General features: G+C 61.2%; 14 protein-coding genes, 1 tRNA gene and 1 pseudogene. 11 read left to right on the top strand and 5 right to left on the bottom strand.

Annotated features, from left to right (window positions below):
• Nucleotides 1-44: 44 nt before the first annotated feature.
• The gene (gene infA / locus ACFSM5_RS01570) at nt 45-329 is read left to right on the top strand and encodes a translation initiation factor IF-1 (protein ID WP_465261223.1); all 285 of its coding nucleotides are present in this window, start codon (nt 45-47) and stop codon (nt 327-329) included.
• Nucleotides 330-405: 76 nt separating this feature from the next.
• Nucleotides 406-493 (top strand) — tRNA-Ser (locus tag ACFSM5_RS01565).
• Between the two features lie 204 nt (nt 494-697).
• Here the strand turns inward: ACFSM5_RS01565 and ACFSM5_RS01560 are convergent.
• Nucleotides 698-1,618 carry a LysR family transcriptional regulator gene (locus ACFSM5_RS01560; protein WP_379874463.1) on the bottom strand — a complete coding sequence of 307 codons (921 nt, stop codon included), beginning with the start codon at nt 1,616-1,618 and terminating at the stop codon, nt 698-700.
• A gap of 166 nt (nt 1,619-1,784) precedes the next feature.
• On the opposite strand from ACFSM5_RS01560, the gene ACFSM5_RS01555 reads away from it, so the two are divergent.
• From ACFSM5_RS01555 to ACFSM5_RS01525, 7 genes and pseudogenes are all read left to right on the top strand, one after another.
• On the top strand, nt 1,785-2,399 hold the full coding sequence (locus ACFSM5_RS01555) for a peroxiredoxin-like family protein (protein ID WP_379874462.1): 615 nt from the start codon (nt 1,785-1,787) through the stop codon (nt 2,397-2,399).
• A 66-nt stretch (nt 2,400-2,465) separates the two neighbouring features.
• Nucleotides 2,466-2,750 (top strand): BufA1 family periplasmic bufferin-type metallophore, encoded by a 285-nt coding sequence (locus ACFSM5_RS01550; RefSeq protein WP_379874461.1) that lies wholly within the window; start codon nt 2,466-2,468, stop codon nt 2,748-2,750.
• Nucleotides 2,751-2,755: 5 nt separating this feature from the next.
• On the top strand, nt 2,756-3,652 hold the full coding sequence (gene bufB / locus ACFSM5_RS01545) for an MNIO family bufferin maturase (protein ID WP_379874460.1): 897 nt from the start codon (nt 2,756-2,758) through the stop codon (nt 3,650-3,652).
• Nucleotides 3,642-4,412: an HvfC/BufC N-terminal domain-containing protein gene (locus tag ACFSM5_RS01540; protein WP_379874459.1), complete on the top strand. Its 771-nt coding sequence runs from the start codon at nt 3,642-3,644 to the stop codon at nt 4,410-4,412. The genes bufB and ACFSM5_RS01540 overlap by 11 nt, the downstream gene beginning before the upstream one ends.
• A pseudogene (locus ACFSM5_RS01535) lies at nt 4,409-4,723 on the top strand (DoxX family protein); the annotation flags it as partial. The gene ACFSM5_RS01540 and the pseudogene ACFSM5_RS01535, both read left to right, overlap by 4 nt.
• Before the next feature lie 146 nt (nt 4,724-4,869).
• A complete protein-coding gene (locus tag ACFSM5_RS01530) occupies nt 4,870-6,588 on the top strand; it encodes a methyl-accepting chemotaxis protein (protein ID WP_379874457.1) in 1,719 nt (572 codons plus the stop codon).
• 66 nt (nt 6,589-6,654) lie between these two features.
• Nucleotides 6,655-8,619: a mechanosensitive ion channel family protein gene (locus ACFSM5_RS01525; protein ID WP_379874456.1), complete on the top strand. Its 1,965-nt coding sequence runs from the start codon at nt 6,655-6,657 to the stop codon at nt 8,617-8,619.
• Between the two features lie 237 nt (nt 8,620-8,856).
• Here the strand turns inward: ACFSM5_RS01525 and ACFSM5_RS01520 are convergent, their stop codons facing one another.
• From ACFSM5_RS01520 to ACFSM5_RS01505, 4 genes are all read right to left on the bottom strand, one after another.
• Nucleotides 8,857-10,836 carry a CHASE2 domain-containing protein gene (locus tag ACFSM5_RS01520; RefSeq protein ID WP_379874455.1) on the bottom strand — a complete coding sequence of 660 codons (1,980 nt, stop codon included), beginning with the start codon at nt 10,834-10,836 and terminating at the stop codon, nt 8,857-8,859.
• Nucleotides 10,837-11,499 (bottom strand): hypothetical protein, encoded by a 663-nt coding sequence (locus ACFSM5_RS01515; protein WP_379874454.1) that lies wholly within the window; start codon nt 11,497-11,499, stop codon nt 10,837-10,839.
• Between the two features lie 17 nt (nt 11,500-11,516).
• Nucleotides 11,517-14,387 carry a CHAT domain-containing protein gene (locus tag ACFSM5_RS01510; protein WP_379874453.1) on the bottom strand — a complete coding sequence of 957 codons (2,871 nt, stop codon included), beginning with the start codon at nt 14,385-14,387 and terminating at the stop codon, nt 11,517-11,519.
• Nucleotides 14,388-14,639: 252 nt separating this feature from the next.
• Nucleotides 14,640-15,272: a TetR/AcrR family transcriptional regulator gene (locus ACFSM5_RS01505; RefSeq protein ID WP_379874452.1), complete on the bottom strand. Its 633-nt coding sequence runs from the start codon at nt 15,270-15,272 to the stop codon at nt 14,640-14,642.
• Nucleotides 15,273-15,368: 96 nt separating this feature from the next.
• On the opposite strand from ACFSM5_RS01505, the gene ACFSM5_RS01500 reads away from it, so the two are divergent.
• Nucleotides 15,369-16,205, top strand: coding sequence for an NmrA family NAD(P)-binding protein (locus ACFSM5_RS01500; protein ID WP_379874451.1), 837 nt, complete (start codon nt 15,369-15,371; stop codon nt 16,203-16,205).
• 30 nt (nt 16,206-16,235) lie between these two features.
• Nucleotides 16,236-16,883 (top strand): dihydrofolate reductase family protein, encoded by a 648-nt coding sequence (locus ACFSM5_RS01495; RefSeq protein ID WP_379874450.1) that lies wholly within the window; start codon nt 16,236-16,238, stop codon nt 16,881-16,883.
• Nucleotides 16,884-16,895: the final 12 nt, after the last annotated feature.

Genomic DNA, 16,895 nt, shown 5'->3' with positions numbered 1-16,895 from the left:
GCCCGCCGCTTTTTTTGTTTAAGAAAGGGGATATCGGAACACGAATGGCAAAAGAAGAATTCATCGAATTCGACGGCATCGTTGCAGAAGCGCTGCCTGATGGTCGTTTCAAGGTTGAACTTGAAAATGGCCATGAAATCATCGCTTACACGGCCGGTCGTATGCGTAAAAGCCGCATCCGTACGTTGGCAGGTGACCGCGTGACTGTGGAAATGACTCCCTACGATCTGACGAAGGGTCGCATTACCTATCGTCATAAGGACGAACGCCCAGGCAGCGTTCCTCCGGCCGGTGCACCCTCTCGCCCCGGTGGTCCTCGGCGCCGTTAAGGCAGAGCAGATTATGATGCAGGCGGGGGAGGAGGGTGTTTACTCTGCCCCCGCATCCGGCTAAATAATCCGCGCCGGACAGGTGGCCGAGTGGTTTAAGGCAGCGGTCTTGAAAACCGCCGATGGGCAACCATCCGTGGGTTCGAATCCCACCCTGTCCGCCAAATATTTAGTTGTCCGACCTTGAGACATAGGTAACGGAACGTACCTAAGACATGGCTGACAACCCTGGCCCGAAGGGGTTTTCGAAGGGTTGCAGATTTTTCTGTTCCGGATCGATGCAGCCGAAATATCTGCCCGGAAATCGCGATCGCCGCGTGACGCCGCGCCTGCACAGCTTCTTCGTTCGTGGTGGCAGCTTTGGGCGCCTAAGTATAAGCCAGCATCGCGCTGTCCCAGTAGGTTGGCTTGCCCATCGTTTCGACCAGATGATCGACGAAGGCCCGGACCTTCGGCGCGAGGTGGCGGGCTGGGGGATAGACGATATGCAGGGAGTGGTCGCGGGAAGCGAATTCATCGAGCAAGGGGACGAGGGCGCCTGATCTAAGCTCTTCGTCAGCGATGAAGGCCGGAAGTTGGGCGAGACCAAAGCCACTGCACGCCATATCGCGCAGCACATCGAGATCGTCGGACTGGAAGCTGCCCGTCGTCCCAACATTGGCGGTGGCGCCACCGATAGAGAGCTCCCAGGGTACGCGGGTGCCGCCAAGCGTCCGGTAGAGACATTCGTGTCGGTCGAGGTCGGAGGGGACACGCGGGATACCGCGTCGCGTGAGATATTCTGGGCTACCGAGCACGCAGATGCGCAAGGGAGCAAGACGTCGCGCGATTAGGGTCGATTCAGTCAGGCGGTCGGCGCGGATCGCGACATCGAAGGCATTCTCGCTCGTCATGGCCGGGCGGGCATGGAACTGCACGTCGAGAGCCACTTTGGGGAAGCGGGCGAGGAATGCCGGGAGCACAGCCGACACATGGCGTTGTCCGAAATGCACGGGCGCCATCAGGCGCAAGGTGCCGCGAGGCTCGTCACCCATCTCCCCAACTGAGCGTTCGGCCTCATCCAGGGCGGCAAGGATCGTGCGGGCCCGGTGGCAAAACGCGGCGCCGACTTCCGTCAACGCGATCCGGCGCGTAGTTCGGCTGAACAGGCTGGTGCCGAGCCGTTCCTCGAACTGGCTGATGCGGCGGCTGACAGCCGAGGCAGAGAGCCCCAGATGTTCGCCTGCAGCCGTCAGGCTGCCGCTATCCACCACCTCGATAAAGACGACGAGGTCATCGAAACGATCCATTACGGCTGACCCTCGCGGTTGGATTTGTGCGTTTGACGCAACAATACTGTACCCAATACCCTGTTTTTCGCAATCGAGCCCTGAGCCATGCTGTTGTCAACGGAACACTGCAATTCGGGGTCTGGCGATGCGCTTGCCACGGCAATTAAGGGAGATACGGGAAAGGGTGGCGGCGACGCTGCCTCCTGAACAGCTCCAGACCTTGCAGCGGATGATTGCCGACCTCAAGGAACGTGGGGTCGAACATAGCGCCTTGCGACCAGGAATGCCGGTACCGCGCTTTGCGCTGCCGAACGCGCTGGGCAAGATGATCGATATCTCGGAAGCCCTGGCGCAGGGGCCGCTGGTTTTAAGCTTCTATCGCGGCGGCTGGTGTCCCTATTGCTCGGCCGAACTACGGGCGCTGCAACTGGCGCTTCCCGATCTGAAAGCGCTGGGCGCGTCCTTGATCGCGATCTCGCCGGATCTGCCGGACCATAGCCTCAGCACGGCGGAAAAACATGCGCTCGACTTCGACATTCTGAGCGATGCCGGGAATATGGTGGCGCGTCGGTTCGGCCTGGTTTCCGGCGTGCCGGACGAGGTGCGCCTTATGTACCTCGGCAAGGGGCTCGATCTCGGAGCCAGGGCCGGGACCACAGCCTGGGAGCTGCCGATACCGGCAACCTACCTTGTTGGCAGGAACGGCATCGTCCGTCTGGCCTTCGTTGATGCCGACTATACCCAGCGTCTGGATCCTTTAGTGATCATCGAGGCGCTGCGACAGGATGCTGCCGCCTAGAAAAGGGCGCAGTGCTCGCGGTTTTTAGACCGCTTTACCCACATCACTGAATATTTGGAGATCAGCATGAGCAATAGCCTTGCGACGACCTTGACGCTCGCCTCGACTTTGGCTGCCGCCCTTACCCTGGCCGCCGTTCCGTCGAACGCCCAGACCAACATGGAGAAGTGCTACGGCATCTCCAAAGCCGGAGAAAATGGCTGCGCCAACGCTGCAGGCCTGCATTCTTGCGCTGGTGAATCCAAGGTCAATTTCGACGGGAACGATTGGAAGCTTGTCCCCGCAGGCACCTGCGCCAAGATGGACGGCATGCTGATGCCGTTCCAGGGCGTCAATAAGAAGAAGGCCTAAGGCCCATGGCGCGGTCCGATGTCTCGACCCTAAACGGGCCGCGCCCTTTTAGCGTCTCGCAGCCTCCCTGGCCAATTCCAGCGCGGGCCGGGATCGGTCTGCGTGAGCCCCATATGGCAGATTTTCTCGCCCAGAAATGTCCCGCCGCCTGGGTCGAGGTTCATAGCGAGAATTATCTGGCTCCTGGCGGTCCGCGCATCGAGCGTCTTGAACGGGTCCGGGAAAGAGTGCCGGTCAGTTGCCACGGCGTCGGACTGTCCCTAGGCAGTGCCGATGGCCTCGACCCTGAACATCTTCTCCGTCTAAGGGCGCTGTTCGATCGGCTGGAGCCTGCCTTGATCTCCGATCACCTGTCCTGGTCGGTCGCGGGTGGCGTCTATCTCAACGATCTGTTGCCGCTCCCCTATACGGCTGAGAGTCTGAAGGTGGTCGCAAGCAATATCGACCATGCGCAGGATGCTTTTGGGCGGCCCTTGCTGGTCGAAAACCCCTCCGCCTATGTCGAACTGCCGGGGGCGGAGATGACCGAGGCCGAGTTCCTGGCGGAACTCGTTCAGCGTACGGGCTGCGAACTGCTTCTCGACCTCAACAATATTCATGTCTCCGCCTTCAACCTCGGGCGCCCGGTCGATGATTTTCTACGCGGACTGCCGTTTCATGCCGTCAGCGAAATCCATCTCGCCGGGCATGCGACGGTCGAGTTTGAGGGCGAGACGGTGCTGCTGGACGACCATGGCTCGGCCGTGCCGCCCGCTGTCTGGGAACTCTATGAACGGTTGATCGCCGCCATGGGCCCACGTCCGACGCTGATCGAATGGGACACGAAGCTCCCCCGCATCGACGTGCTGCTCCAGCAGGCGGCCTACGCCGACATAGTCTTGCAGGTGCGGCATGCTTACTGAGTTTCAGAATGCCCTCGGCGCCTGGGTGTTGGATGGATCGCCTCTACCGCCGGAACTTGATGGGCTGCGGCGCCTGGCGCTCTATCGCAACAATGTTCAGGGATCCTTGACCGCGGTCTTGGCGGCTGCCTATCCGACGGTTGAGCAGGTGGTGGGCCCTGAGTTTTTCGCCATGGTCGCGCGCCGTTTTCTGGGGGCATATCCCCCGCTAAGGCCCGAGCTTTGGGCGTGGGGCGGGGAGTTTTCTGCCTTCCTGGCGGTGTTTCCGCCCGCGCGGGCCTTATCCTATCTACCGGACCTCGCCCGCCTCGAATGGGCGATGATGGAGGCTTATTTCGCTGGCGAGGCCGAGGCTCTGAAACCGGAACGCCTGCGGTCGGTGACGACCCACGCCATGGGGCTCAGTTTCTCCCGCCATCCGTCGGCCCGGATCATCCGCTCGCGTTTCGCCATCCACAGCATCTGGAAGGCCCATGTCCCTGGCGGTGATCCGTCAGCGGTCAGCATCACCATGCCGGAGTCTGTGCTGATCCTGCGCCAGGACGGCGTTGTGATGAGTCGGCTTCTGAGCGACTGGCAGGCGAGTTTTGCCGAAACGCTGCTGGACGGTTTGACCTTCGGCGCCGCCTTGATTGCCGTTCCCGACCATGTCTCGCCAGCCGATATCCCCGTTGAACTGGCCCGGCTGATCGCCGATGGCGTCTTCACCGGCTATGCGGCGGATATGCCTTCAACCCTGTCTGCCTGGATACAGCCATGATCACTCCCGCCTTTGCCATCGACCGCTATCGCGATCTTTGCCGTCTCGCACAGACCTGGGTGACACCGCTGGTGGACCTCTGGATCCGCTTTGCCGTCGGGCTCATCTTCTGGCGCTCCGGTCTGCAGAAAATCTCCGACTGGCCAGCGACCCTGCAGCTTTTCCACTATGAATATCAGGTTCCGCTGCTACCCCCCGGCCTCGCCGCCGTGATGGCTGCCGCCACGGAACTGGGGGCGCCGGTTCTGCTGTTCATCGGGCTGGCAAGCCGGCTCGCCGCCCTGCCGTTGCTCTGCATGACGCTCGTCATCCAGTTCGTCCTGGGTGCGGCGAACCCGGCCTTTAATAACAGCGACCATTTCTTCTGGATGATCCTGCTGGCCGTGATCATCACGCGCGGGCCGGGGCGCCTTTCGCTCGATCATCTCATCGCAACCCGCCTGGAAAGGATGTCCCGATGAAAAAGGTGCTTTTTGCCGATGCCAGCCTGGCCCGGCTCGGTAGCCTGTTGTCCATCGGTTTACTGGCGGCCCTGCTGATCGGAGCCTGGGTCGGTGTGCGGGCGCTTCAAGGTGTCCGCGAGGTGGATGAGCGCTGGGCCGCTTATGACCTGGGCGCCGCCACGAAGGCCGACGTCCTCTCCGAATTGCGCAGCGCGCTTGGCTTCGGCGGGGTCATCCATGCCTATAAGGATTATGTCATCGACGGCCAGGAGGCCCAGTTGGAACGGGCGCGCAAGTCCCTGCGCTCAGCCTCGGCCAATCTCGACATCTATGGTTCCGTCGGCCCCTTGAGCGACCCGGAAGCGGAAGCCGTCAAAACCTTGTCCCTGACGCTCGCGGGCCTCGGCCAGGGTTTGCAGATGGCGCAGGCGGCCAAGAAAGATGCGGCCTCTGGCGATACCAACAAGATGATGGCCCAAGCTGCTGCCCTGGATGTAGAGCCAGCGGTGCAGGCTATGCGCACCCTCAATGCCCAATTGACCCGCGAGCGCGCCCGCCTGACCGAGGCCAACCGTGCCGGTATTCTGGAGTTGCACGGAACCCTGCTGGTGGGCGGGGCGATCGCCGGTGGCACCACCGTGGTCGTGGCCCTGCTTTTTCTGGCTTTCACGCTCTTGCGGGTTGTGCGTCCGCTCCAGGGACTGGCCGGTGCCATGAACGGTCTGGCCGACGGGGATCTCGACACCTCCATTCCTCACGAGGGACGCAATGACGAGATTGGGCGGATGGCCGCCACCGTCAGGATCTTCCGCAACGGGCTCCAGCAACTCGGCGCTGCGCGGACTGCCGAACAGGCGGAGATCGAAAAGGAAAGCGCCCGCCGGGCAGCCCTGGACGAGAAGATCCAGACCTTCGAGACCGAGATCGCATCGCTGACCGGCGTGCTGGCCGATGCCAGCGGTGCCTTGCGCTCTGCAGCAGCCGCCACCGCCGATGTGTCGCGCCAGACCGGATCCAACGTGATCACCGTTTCGACCGGCACCGCGAAGACCGAGGATAACATCACGGCCATCGTGCAGGCAGCTCAGGACCTCTCCCGCCTGATCGGCGATATCGCCGCCAACGTCCATACCTGGACCGGCCGGGCAGCCAAAGCTGTGGAGGAAGCTGGCCGCACCAGCGAAACTGTGGCCGCACTCTCCGCCTCCGTCCGCGATATCGGCGAAGTCGTGAAATTGATCAACGCCATCGCGGGGCAAACCAACCTTCTGGCCCTGAATGCCACCATCGAAGCGGCCCGGGCAGGGGATGCAGGCAAGGGCTTTGCCGTTGTCGCCTCCGAAGTGAAGAACCTTGCCAGCCAGACCGCCAAGGCGACCGAAGATATCACCCGCCAGATCGAGGCTGTGCAAAGCGCAACCGGCAGCGCGGTGGCGGCTATCGGCGAGATCTCCAAGACCGTCACCGGTGTCTCAACCATGGCCGAGATGGTCGGCCAGTCGGTGCGCGATCAGGAAGAAGCAACCCGCGTCATCCTGGGCCGCATCGACGAAACCGCCGGGGTGGCCGCCGAAACCAGCGTGTCGATGCAGGCACTGGAGACAGTTGCCAAGACTTCCAGTTCGACCGCCGAAAGTGTGCTGAAGACCTCGGAGAATCTGGGGCAGGGCATGCAGAGGCTGCAGCAGGTCGTCCATGACTTCTCGACCTATCTTTCCGTCGGTGCCGCCTGACGGTTTGGTCTGTGCCGTGGCCGTGCGAACAGCTAGGCTTCCGGCATTCGACAAGAGGGCAGGCGCATGGCTGACGGCGGACAGATGGACATGATGGCATCGGCCTCCATGGCCGGAGAAATGCTTTGGGGCGCTCTCAACGACGGCTTTTATCTGGGCTTGTTGGGGACCCGGGAAATCTCCGGTTTCTTTGCTGACTGGAATGCGCGGCTTGTCGCTGAAGGCAGCAGCTGGTTCGCCGTTGCGGGCCTCGCCTTAGGCATCGTGATGATCGCCGGGCTGGTCGGAGGGGCTGCTTTTAAAGCCGGGCAGGCGGCGGTGCAGCGGCGGGAGTCCCGGCGTGCCGATGCCATCGGCCAACTCAACCGGGCCTTTCTACGGCTGCTCTATGGCCTCCTGGCCGTGGCCGCCTTTGTGGGCGTAGCCCGCCTGCTGACGCGGCTGGCCTTTCCGGAAGGATCGCTTGCCCTTCATTCGACCCACACCATCGTCGACGCGGCGGTGATTGCCTGGCTCTATGCCGGGCTGGGGCAGTTGCTGTTCGCGCCCTCGAAACCCGATGCCCGTCTGATCGTCATCGCACGGCCGGGCTGGCATGCAGGTTGGCTTTTTGCCTATGGCGCCATAGGCGGCGTAGTGGGGCAGACGGTTCGTCTCGCCGACCGCACGGGTATGAGCAATATCGGCATCGAGGGCTGGTTCCTGGTCGGTGCCACGCTGCTCACCGTCGTGAAACTCTACTGGTTCATTGCCGGGGCTGGGGACATAAGACGTGCCTTTGCAGGGGAAGCGCCGGGTCTCGTGCGCCGCGCAGCTGCGGCAGCCCTTCCGGTCTTCTACGCGGTCTCCGCGGTCCTGATCTGGGCAGCGGGCTTTCTTGCCGCCAGTAAGCCCGAAAGCGCCGCCTGGAATTTCGCCGCCGGGACCACGCAGGTGATCCTATTGCTGCTGCCGGTCCTCGCTATCGGGATCCACGCGGCGCTTTCAGCCCTGATCCGGCGTTCCGAAACCGCCGAACCACCCATCTCGCCCGTGGGTGGGGCGGTCTTGCACGCGTTGCAGACCGGCCTGACCGGTGGGATCTGGCTGCTGGGCGTCCATCTGATCTTCGAGCTGTGGAAGCCCATCATGTCGGGTGGTGCGGCAGGTGAAGCGCTGATGGGGATCGTCGCGACCGAGCGGGTGATGCTCGCAGTCGTGCTCTGCTGGACGGTCTGGAGCTTCCTGAAGCACTGTTTTGCAGCGCTCGCCCCCGAGGTGAAACCGCAGGTGCCGGGGGACGAGGAGACATTGGGCGCCACCCCCACCAGCCGCCTTTCGACCTTCCTGCCGCTGGTGCGCAACGTTGTCTTCGGGGCGGCCGTGGTGGTAACGGCGCTGGTCGTGCTGTCGTCGGTGGGCATCGATATTGGCCCGTTCCTGGCCGGCTTCGGTATCCTGGGTCTGGCGGTTTCATTCGGCTCCCAGACTTTGATCAAGGATATCGTGTCCGGTATCTTCTTCATCGCCGACGATGCTTTTCGCCTGGGCGAATATATCGACACCGGGCGCCTCAAGGGTACGGTCGAGAAGATTACGCTGCGCTCGGTCCAGTTGCGCCATCAGAACGGCCCGCTGCACACCATCCCCTTCGGCCAAATCCAGTCGGTCACCAACTACAGCCGCGACTGGAGCACCATCAAATTCGAGCTGCGCCTCGACCGAGAGACCGATCCGGAACAACTACGCAAGGTGGTTAAGAAGGTCGGCCTTGCCCTTATGGAGCACGAAGAGGCGGGCAAGGAGATCATCCTGCCACTCAAGCTGCAGGGCATTCAGGACGTCACCGAGAACTCTTTGGTGGTGCGCCTGAAATATACCGCCAAGCCAGGCAATCCGACCCTAATTCAGCGCGAGGCGATGAAGCTGTTGCTCGCCGCCTTTAAGGAGAATGGTATCATTCTGGCGTCCAATGCGGTGACGGTGCGCGGTGGTGATATCCATGCGAGCGGTGCCGCGACAACTCGGCTTCCAAACCCGACGTCGACATAAGGCTTTTCAGCCCATTGTGCAGTAGGGCTATGACATAAAGCCGTTTCTGCACATATCGATAATTATGGTGCCGAGCGCCCAAAGAAATCAGGTGGTCTGGGAGCAGATCGGCAGCTGACATCATTAGAGAGGGCGCCCGAGTTCTGGGCTAGGCTGCTCACATACTGCGGTTGGACCTCCACATCGGCTAGCAGATGCAGCATCCGCAATTGCTTCTCCTGGGCCAGCGGATGCAGGCTATTTTTCCGCCATTTCCATTACGACCCCTGGCCCCGGACGAGTTCGCTGGAACGCAATGACTTCATCATCCGGAAACTTCTGGGCGAGCACCTCCCACATCGCATCAGCATGCCCTAGTCGCTGAACTTCATAGGCTTCGGCATAGCCTGAAACGAACTGTCCCGGGTGAAAGACGCCAAGAGCCTCCTGCTTGCCCTTCAATATGAATTCGCCTACCGGCCGCAGCAGCGCTTGGGGGCATTGGGCTGCCGTGGCCTGCGATATTAAGATCCGGGTACCGATGTATTTGTTCAGCCCTTCTAGCCGTGCGGCCGTGTTCACAGCATCGCCAAGCGCAGAATATTTCAGGCGTGCCTTTGATCCGAAGTTTCCAAGAATCGCTTGCCCGCTGTGGATGCCGATGCGGGTACGCCCGAAATTCAACCCTTCGGCTTGGCGGGACTTTCGGAAATCCTCGGCGTAGGTATCCAGGGCAAGGGCGCAGGATAAGGCCCGCTGAGCGTGGTCTGATTGCACGGCCGGTGCGCCAAAAAAAGCGACGATGGCATCCCCGATGAATTCATTCACCAAGCCGCCATGTTCCATAATGATGGTGCAAGCCCCATCGAGATAGGCATTGAGCGTCTGTGCTAAAACCTCCGGCTCCAAAGACTCGCTCAAGGTCGTGAAGCCTTCGATGTCGGTGAAGAGAAAACTCATCTCCCGGCGCTCACCGCCTAATATTGGCATTGTACCGCTGGCGGCCATGCCATCGACCAGGGCGGGGGAGAGATAAAGACCGAACATGCGCCGCATGAGCCGGCGGTCACGGTCCGTCACTGCGACTCGGAAGCCGAATGCGGCGACCCCTGCCAGGATCGCGGCGGCAAGCCCTTCGAGAATCGGCAGCGCCCAACCCGAGGCAAAAAAAGCTATGGCGATGACAATCCAGCCCGCCATCAAACCTAATCCCGCTATGACTCCGGGGACGACCGAGAGACGGTGAATGACAAATGTCACGAGCAGCGTCAGCACAAACACTCCGGCGCCGGCGGCCCAGGCTGGTACCGGCTGCAGGCGTAGCTTGCTGAGGGCGTTGTCCAGGATTGCGGCGTGAATGAAGACACCGGGGATCGTGTCGCGGCGGAGACCCAGAGTATAAGAGGACTTCTTCTCCCCGGGCACGCAGCGGGCCGCAACCGTCGGGGGTTCGGCGATCCGCTGGGCCGAGGTAAGCTTTCTGTCTTCGACATCCAAAACCGCGCCTATCAGCACGACGCGATCCTTGAAATGCGTTTGGAAAAATGTCGGATCGCTGCAGGCATGCAGATCGGCGAGGCTATAGATCGGTAGGGGGCGTCCGTCGCGGAAATCGATCAGATCACCGGGTATCACTTCGCTACCGCTGCGACGTGCCAGTTCTGAGGCGAAGGGGTCCTCCAGACCTCCTTGCGGGGTCCGAAAGGGGGCGGGAGCCCGCCGGATAACGTCATCGATATCCGCAGGAAGGTTTGTGGCTCGAATGGCGCCCTGTCCGACGGCGAAGCGCTGGCTGACATGGGGCAGGATCGGCTCGGCCTGATGCTGCACCTTGCCAAGGACGAGGCGCCCTTCGCGCGCGCCCCGGCGCAAAGCCAGCAGAAAGGGACGCTCGTAGCCGGGAGCTATCGGTTCGATCGTCGTGGAGAAGATGGCATCGATGCCGACGGCCTTGGGCTTGGCATCCAGCAACCGCTCCATGACCACTGCAAACTGCGGCGTCCAGAGGCTTTGCGGCAGAGTATCAAAAGGGGGTGTGCGATAGGTTTCTTCGTCGATCGCAACAATGGCGACCGGCTCCGCCGGGCGAGGTGGCGATAAGAACACCGCCTTTCGCAGGGCAAAGAGCAGATCGATCCCCATGCCGTTCAACCGTCCGGAATCGGGTAACAGAAACGCTGCCGAAGCCAAACTGGCGATCAGGACGAGGACACCAAGATCTCGGATACGAGGCCTCATCTACCAGACGATCAGCCGTCCGACCGGGGCAGCCCCGTCTCTAGCGTCATTTGCGATCCGGATCACCAGAGAATGGCCAGGGCCGTCGATACGATACAATGAGCCAGGGGGCAGCGCGGCTCCCGCCTTTGCCATATCGATCGCGCCTAACTTGCCTTTTGCGCTGGGAATGCCGACGACGATCGGCGCGCCAGCACTATCGAGGCGCGTCAGTTTGAAGGAAGAACCAGGCGAAGCAACAAGAATGGGGCTCGTGCCATGGAGCGTCCGCTGAGACTCTGGTAAGCCTGCTGCCGCAGGCTTGGGCGGACGGCGGAAGGCAACGACACCGCTTTGACCTGTTTCTGCCGCGCTCAGGGCTAAGGTGCCGCCATCACAGTCTGTCTGACTGGGGGTGACGGTGCCGCCCTGCACCTTGCTTGCCTCGGTCCCGATAATAACGGTGCCGCCGGTGATGATCTCCTCCCGACAGGATTTGAGATAGCCAAGGCTGAGGCTAGCTCCCTTGCTCAAGGTCAGTCGGGTTCCGGCAGGGAGCAGTTCCATGGGCTGAACGCCTACTTTCGGGTCGCTGACCTCGTTCACGATCGCGCTCGGCTGAGCGGCCTCAGTCGCGAGGCTGCATGTTGCGAAGAGCAGGGTCAGCAGACAGGTTTTTTTCATTCTTCCCTCGTGCCTTTTCAATGAACGGAGATCCCGCCGTCGCCGACCAAAGCATAGGAAGCCCAGAAGAGCGGGTGTGCATAGCTGAAGATGGTCTTGTTATTCTCGACCGCCCCCGGGCCATCAATCAGCGCAATCTGTGCCTGCTGCAGCGCCTGGGCACGATCAAGCGACGGGTTTTCGGCTTGGCGACGGAAAACCTCGGTGGTGAGGGTGCGGGCAGAGGTGGTTTCCACCGGCCAATGGGTGACGAGTAACGCTCGGCTTCCCGCATAGAAGAAAGCACGCCCAAGGCCGCTGACCGCCTCGGCTCCCGCACCATTACCCGATGCGGTATTGCAGGCGGAGAGCACGACCCAGTCGGCGTCCAGTTTCAGGTTCAACACTTGGCTGACCGTCAGCAGCCCGTCATCGTCGGGCGTGGGAGAGAGGGCCAACGCCGGCTCGGCCAGTCCGTCAAGATCACCCGGCACCAGTCCGTGGGTTGCGAACATCACCACCTTACGGTCATTCAGCGGCATTCGTGCCAAGGTCGCTCGAGAGGCCGATGCTTGCAGAAACACATCGCGCTCGGGGTCGGCGCGCAGACTCAAGGCAACGTTGCGCAACTCGTCCGCGGTATCGGGCAGGGGCGGTAGCATGCCGCCGTCACCAGGGGCAGCACGCCGCACCAGGCCCCGGCTTTTCATTGGCGGCGCAGTCACCGCCCCCCCGAAGATAGGGTCGCCAAAACCGAGGAAACTTCGACGGTTTGCTTGGCCCAGAGGCAATTTGCGTAACGCTATTAATGCGGCCGCAGAGGGGATATGGCTGACCGAATAGGAGCGGATCAGCCACGGGATAGATCGATATCCTGCAAAGGCTGGCTTTGCCTTGGTATCAAGCCCCAGCGCCTTATCCGTCACCAATAACCCAAAGGGTAGTTGAGCCAACTCGCGGTGGGGGGCAACCGTCAAGCTGGTGGCTCCCTGGAGCAGGGGGGTCAAGGGACTAAGCAGAGCGCTGTAGAGGCGATGGGCACCGTTGATATCGAAGGCGGGGATCTGCGCTAGAGTGGATACCTGGGGATCGAGCGCTCGGCGCAGCGATGTAACGAGACCATCGATCTGAACGTCGGTCATGGGGATTTCGACAAACTGCGTACGGCCGTCGCTTCTGACCGCCCAGGCGAAACTATGGTCAGCGCCCAGGAAAAAGGTCACAAAAGCTTCTCTCGCCCCCAGCATCGGCGCCAGAGCCATCATGTCGCCTGGGGCGGGATTGACGAGATCGGCATAGGCAGGAAAGCGCTTTCTTAGATCAGCGAGTAGCGCGGCCCGTTGTGCGCGGGCATCGGAGAGTGCTTTCCGGACTGTAGCCGGATCCTCACCCTCACCGAGTTTGCCCGCAAGTTCCTGAAGCATGCGCTTCAAATCCTGTTCCTGGCGGATCAGATGGGCGAGCGCGGGATCACTGACGGAGGTTCGTGCACTGGCTTCGACCAGCGCGCGTTGAACGGATTGCCCTCTCAAGGCATCGGCTAATCGGAAACCATCTGCGACCGCACCGTCAGGTCGTGGTTCTGCCCAATTGGCAATGAGACTCAAGTATGGCTCGGCCAGGGCTGACAGTCGCCTATCCCGGATCGCGGGAATTGCATCATCTTGATCCGGATCGCGCGCGGATGCGATAAGGCCTGAGAGCGCGCGCCGGTAATGCGAAAGAGCCGCTTCGCGTTGGCCCGTCGCAACTTCCGCTGCGCCAAGAAGAGCAAAGCCTTCCGCCACGATCTGTTCATTGGCCGCGTTCTCTTTTTCTCGCAGGGCGGCGATCTGCTGGGCTAGGGCCAAGCCTTCTTGCAGCTTTCCGCTTTTTAACAGGGCGATGCCATAGGCGACATTCTTGTTGAGGCGAAGACCGGCAATCTTCGCCTCAAGACCGACAACACGGGATACGGCCGAATAATCGGCCTCCGCCTCTTTCCAGCGGTTCTGAGCCCCCAGGGTTTCCGCCCGCGCGACACGGGTGGTTAGAATGACAATCGAGGTTTCCTCGTGACCTGCGCGGGTCGCCCAGTTCATTGCGGCATCACTCAAGGCCGCCGCCTCGTCGAAGCGATTTTGGCGGTTCAGAACGCTGGCCAGAAGTGCAATCGCTTCGGCAGTAAGCGGTCGAAATTGGCTGTCGCGCTGCAACTGTGTCCCAACGGCTTGACGGATCATCACCTCTGCTTCGCGCACCCGGCCCTGATCAACCAGGGTCCTGACAAGATCAAGAAGCAGATCCGACCGATCCTCTGCGACCGTGTCTGGGTCATTGCGATCAAGGTCCACACCGATCAATTTTCGGAAAGCAGCTTCAGCGCCTTTGGGGTCCCCTCGCGTTCGCGCGAAATAGGCGCGGGCCAGTTCTGTATTCCAGGCAACAACCTCTGTGAGCCGCTCAATTTTAAGTAGGTTCCTGCCCTTACCGCTATTGCCGAGGGCTTCAAGGCGTTCCCCCATTTTTTCAAGTCGGCGTAAACTCTGTTCGGCTGCCGCGCCTTGTCCGGATGAAGCTTGAAATTTGACCAGCCGGGCAAGGGATGCGGCCACTTTCCCCGGTTGTTGTGATCTTTCCGCGGCCTCGACCTGCTGCAGCCTGATCTGAAGGGCCTTTTCGCGGCTACCGTAGGTTCCTTCCGCGCCGGCCAGTTGGCCCAGCGCCCGGACCTCCAGGTCGGCGTCGCCTTGGGCATGGGCAAGAGTCACTGTCTCGCGTAGATCTTGAATACGGCGATCGACACGGCCAAGGGCGTCATTCAGACCCGCCCGCTCAAACATCATTGAGGCTGTGGAGGCTGGGGCGTCGGCCCGACGCTTCAATTCGGCAATCGCGCTGGGATCGGGTCGTTGAGCTTCCAGAAGCAAGGTGACGCTCGAAGCAGTGGGAGCAGCAGCCCCGCATTTCCAAGGTGGAAAAATGACAAACGAAAATATTGCCAGAGCAAATAAATTAGATGCACGCATATGATTGACTTCCGGGCAGCAAGCTTGATGAAGCTTAAAACCTTTGAAGACTAAGTTTAAAGTGCTGCCAGACAGATCGCGTCATTAAATTTTAAAGAGCAGAGGCCGGATGGTCGAGGCGGCGCGCTTGGCGAAACATTAGCCCTATTGCCCTTAGCCAGGTGTTTGGAACTGCTGCGCCAGCAACTGCGATCTGAACAGCGCTAGCATGGGGCGTGCCGTATCGGACGGCATCGTGATCGCCATCCGCACCACGCTTGCGATCTGGGTCATCACCAGCACGGCCATCAGCTCCAGATAGGTTATTTCCGTATCGGGCAGTAGAGTGGTCAAGCGCTCGCGCAGCAGCCTTACATGTTCGGCGCAATCTTCGGCATCCAGCGCCTGGAGGGCGGGGCTGGCCTGCGTTGCCTGCCAGACGGCCCGCATGGCGGGGTTTTTGATGTACATCTCATAGAAGCCATCGACGATCTCGCCCAGGCAGGGTCCTAGATCTTTGATCGCCTGAACGCTGCCGAGCGCTTCTGCGACACAGCGGCTGCCTTCATCGTTGAAACGATGGGCAAGGCTGGCGACGACCGCGGCCTTATCCGGAAAATATTGATAGAGCGATCCGATGGGGATGCCCGCCCGTTGGGCCAGCTCGCTCATCCGCATGGCATCGCCCTGCTCGACGATGAGTTCCGTCGCAATCTCCATGATCTTTTCAACCCGTTGCCGGGCGCGGGCCTGGGTCGGAATCCGGCCACTTCGGATGGCAGGGGCGTTGGTCGATTCTTCTGCCATATGTGAGGGGTCCTCATGTTTGTCCTTGACAGACTATATATGAGGGTTCATCACATTACAAATATGAGCTTCACTCACATTTGTACGGAGATACCGATGACCTCGACGAATAAACCGATTGTGATCCTGGGTGGCGGCGGCAAGACCGGCGGTCGTCTGGCAGAACGCCTGGAGAAACTGGGGCGGAACTACCGTCTGGCATCCCGCTCGACGACTCCTGCCTTCGATTGGGAGAACGCTGGAGCCTGGGGGGAGGCCATCGACGGTGCCGGTGCCCTCTATGTGACCTACTACCCGGATATTGGCCTGCCGGGCGGTGCGGAGGCGGTGGGGGAACTTGCTAGGCTAGCCGCCAGCAAGGGGATCCAGCGGGTCGTGCTGCTTTCCGGTCGGGGCGAGGAGGCTGCCCAACGCGGTGAAGCGAATGTTCAAGCCGCCGTGCAGGATTGGACTATCCTGCGTGCCAGCTGGTTCAATCAGAACTTCAGCGAGAGTTTTCTGCTGGACGGCGTCATGACCGGCGAACTGGCACTGCCCGCCGGAGAGATTCCTGAGCCCTTCGTTGATGCCGAGGATATTGCCGATGTCGCCGTCGCCGTGCTGACGCAGCCGGGGCACGAGCGGCAGGTCTACGAGCTGACGGGGCCGGAGTCCCTCCGCTTTGTCGAGGTCGCCGACATCCTCTCCGACCATCTCAAGCGCAACATTCGTTTTGTTCCCGTGCCGCTGGAGCCATTCCTGGCTGAACTCGCGAGCATGCCGCTGCCCGACTATGTCGTGCCGCTGATGCGCATGCTGTTTGCCGACGTTCTCGACGGCCGGAATGCGGTGGTGCAGGACGGCGTGGCTCGGGTTCTGGGCCGGGCGCCCCGCAGCTTCCAGGAATATGTCGCGCGCACAGCGGAAACCGGCGTCTGGGACACCGGCGCGTAAGCCGATCTAACCTATTGAGGAATAAATCAAATGCGAAAAATAGTGGCAGCAGTCTTCGTGAGTCTCGACGGCGTGATGCAGGCACCGGGCGGCAAGGGAGAAGACCCCTCGGGAGGTTTCGATCTGGAGGGCTGGACGGTCCCACTGTTCGACGAGGCCGCAGGGGCGGCCATCGGGGCAACCATTGCCGAACCTTTCGATCTGCTGCTGGGGCGCCGGACCTACGATATTTTCGCGGGTCATTGGCCACGGATTGGCACCGGCCCTTCGGCGGAAAACTATAGCGAGATGGATGCGCCGATTGCCGATAAGTTCAATCGCACCACCAAATATGTCGCAACGCATACACCGTCGACCCTGGGGTGGCAGAACAGCAAGGCCCTGGGCAATGATGTTGTCGGCGCCCTGCGAGAGCTTAAGAAGCAGGATGGGCCGATGCTGCTGATTCAGGGCTCAAGCGACCTGATCCAGACGCTGTTGGCAGCAGACCTGATTGATGAATTCCGCCTGATGATCTTCCCGGTCCTACTGGGCAAGGGGAAGCGGCTGTTCGGGACCGGCGCCATGCCCGGCACCTTCCGGCTGATCTCTTCCACCACCTCTCCGAACGGCATCCTGATCGCCTATTATGAGCGGGCCGGAGCAGTCGAGGTCGGAAGCTTCGGCCTGGAGAAGTAGAGGCGGCATTGC

Source organism: Lacibacterium aquatile (genome assembly GCF_042683105.1).
Classification (GTDB): domain Bacteria; phylum Pseudomonadota; class Alphaproteobacteria; order Elsterales; family Elsteraceae; genus Lacibacterium; species Lacibacterium aquatile.
Note: the sequence above shows the minus strand (reverse complement) of the source record. Positions and strands in the feature narration are given on the sequence as shown.

What these genes read in the sequence shown, in the direction of transcription:
- ACFSM5_RS01525 (WP_379874456.1), top strand. Translation starts at nt 6,655, where the DNA reads ATGGCTGACGGCGGACAGATGGACATGATGGCATCGGCCTCCATGGCC.
- ACFSM5_RS01530 (WP_379874457.1), top strand. Translation starts at nt 4,870, where the DNA reads ATGAAAAAGGTGCTTTTTGCCGATGCCAGCCTGGCCCGGCTCGGTAGC.
- ACFSM5_RS01540 (WP_379874459.1), top strand. Translation starts at nt 3,642, where the DNA reads ATGCTTACTGAGTTTCAGAATGCCCTCGGCGCCTGGGTGTTGGATGGA.
- infA (WP_465261223.1), top strand. Translation starts at nt 45, where the DNA reads ATGGCAAAAGAAGAATTCATCGAATTCGACGGCATCGTTGCAGAAGCG.
- ACFSM5_RS01495 (WP_379874450.1), top strand. Translation starts at nt 16,236, where the DNA reads ATGCGAAAAATAGTGGCAGCAGTCTTCGTGAGTCTCGACGGCGTGATG.
- ACFSM5_RS01560 (WP_379874463.1), bottom strand. Translation starts at nt 1,618, where the DNA reads ATGGATCGTTTCGATGACCTCGTCGTCTTTATCGAGGTGGTGGATAGC.
- ACFSM5_RS01515 (WP_379874454.1), bottom strand. Translation starts at nt 11,499, where the DNA reads ATGAAAAAAACCTGTCTGCTGACCCTGCTCTTCGCAACATGCAGCCTC.
- ACFSM5_RS01500 (WP_379874451.1), top strand. Translation starts at nt 15,369, where the DNA reads ATGACCTCGACGAATAAACCGATTGTGATCCTGGGTGGCGGCGGCAAG.
- ACFSM5_RS01505 (WP_379874452.1), bottom strand. Translation starts at nt 15,272, where the DNA reads ATGGCAGAAGAATCGACCAACGCCCCTGCCATCCGAAGTGGCCGGATT.
- ACFSM5_RS01520 (WP_379874455.1), bottom strand. Translation starts at nt 10,836, where the DNA reads ATGAGGCCTCGTATCCGAGATCTTGGTGTCCTCGTCCTGATCGCCAGT.
- ACFSM5_RS01550 (WP_379874461.1), top strand. Translation starts at nt 2,466, where the DNA reads ATGAGCAATAGCCTTGCGACGACCTTGACGCTCGCCTCGACTTTGGCT.
- bufB (WP_379874460.1), top strand. Translation starts at nt 2,756, where the DNA reads ATGGCGCGGTCCGATGTCTCGACCCTAAACGGGCCGCGCCCTTTTAGC.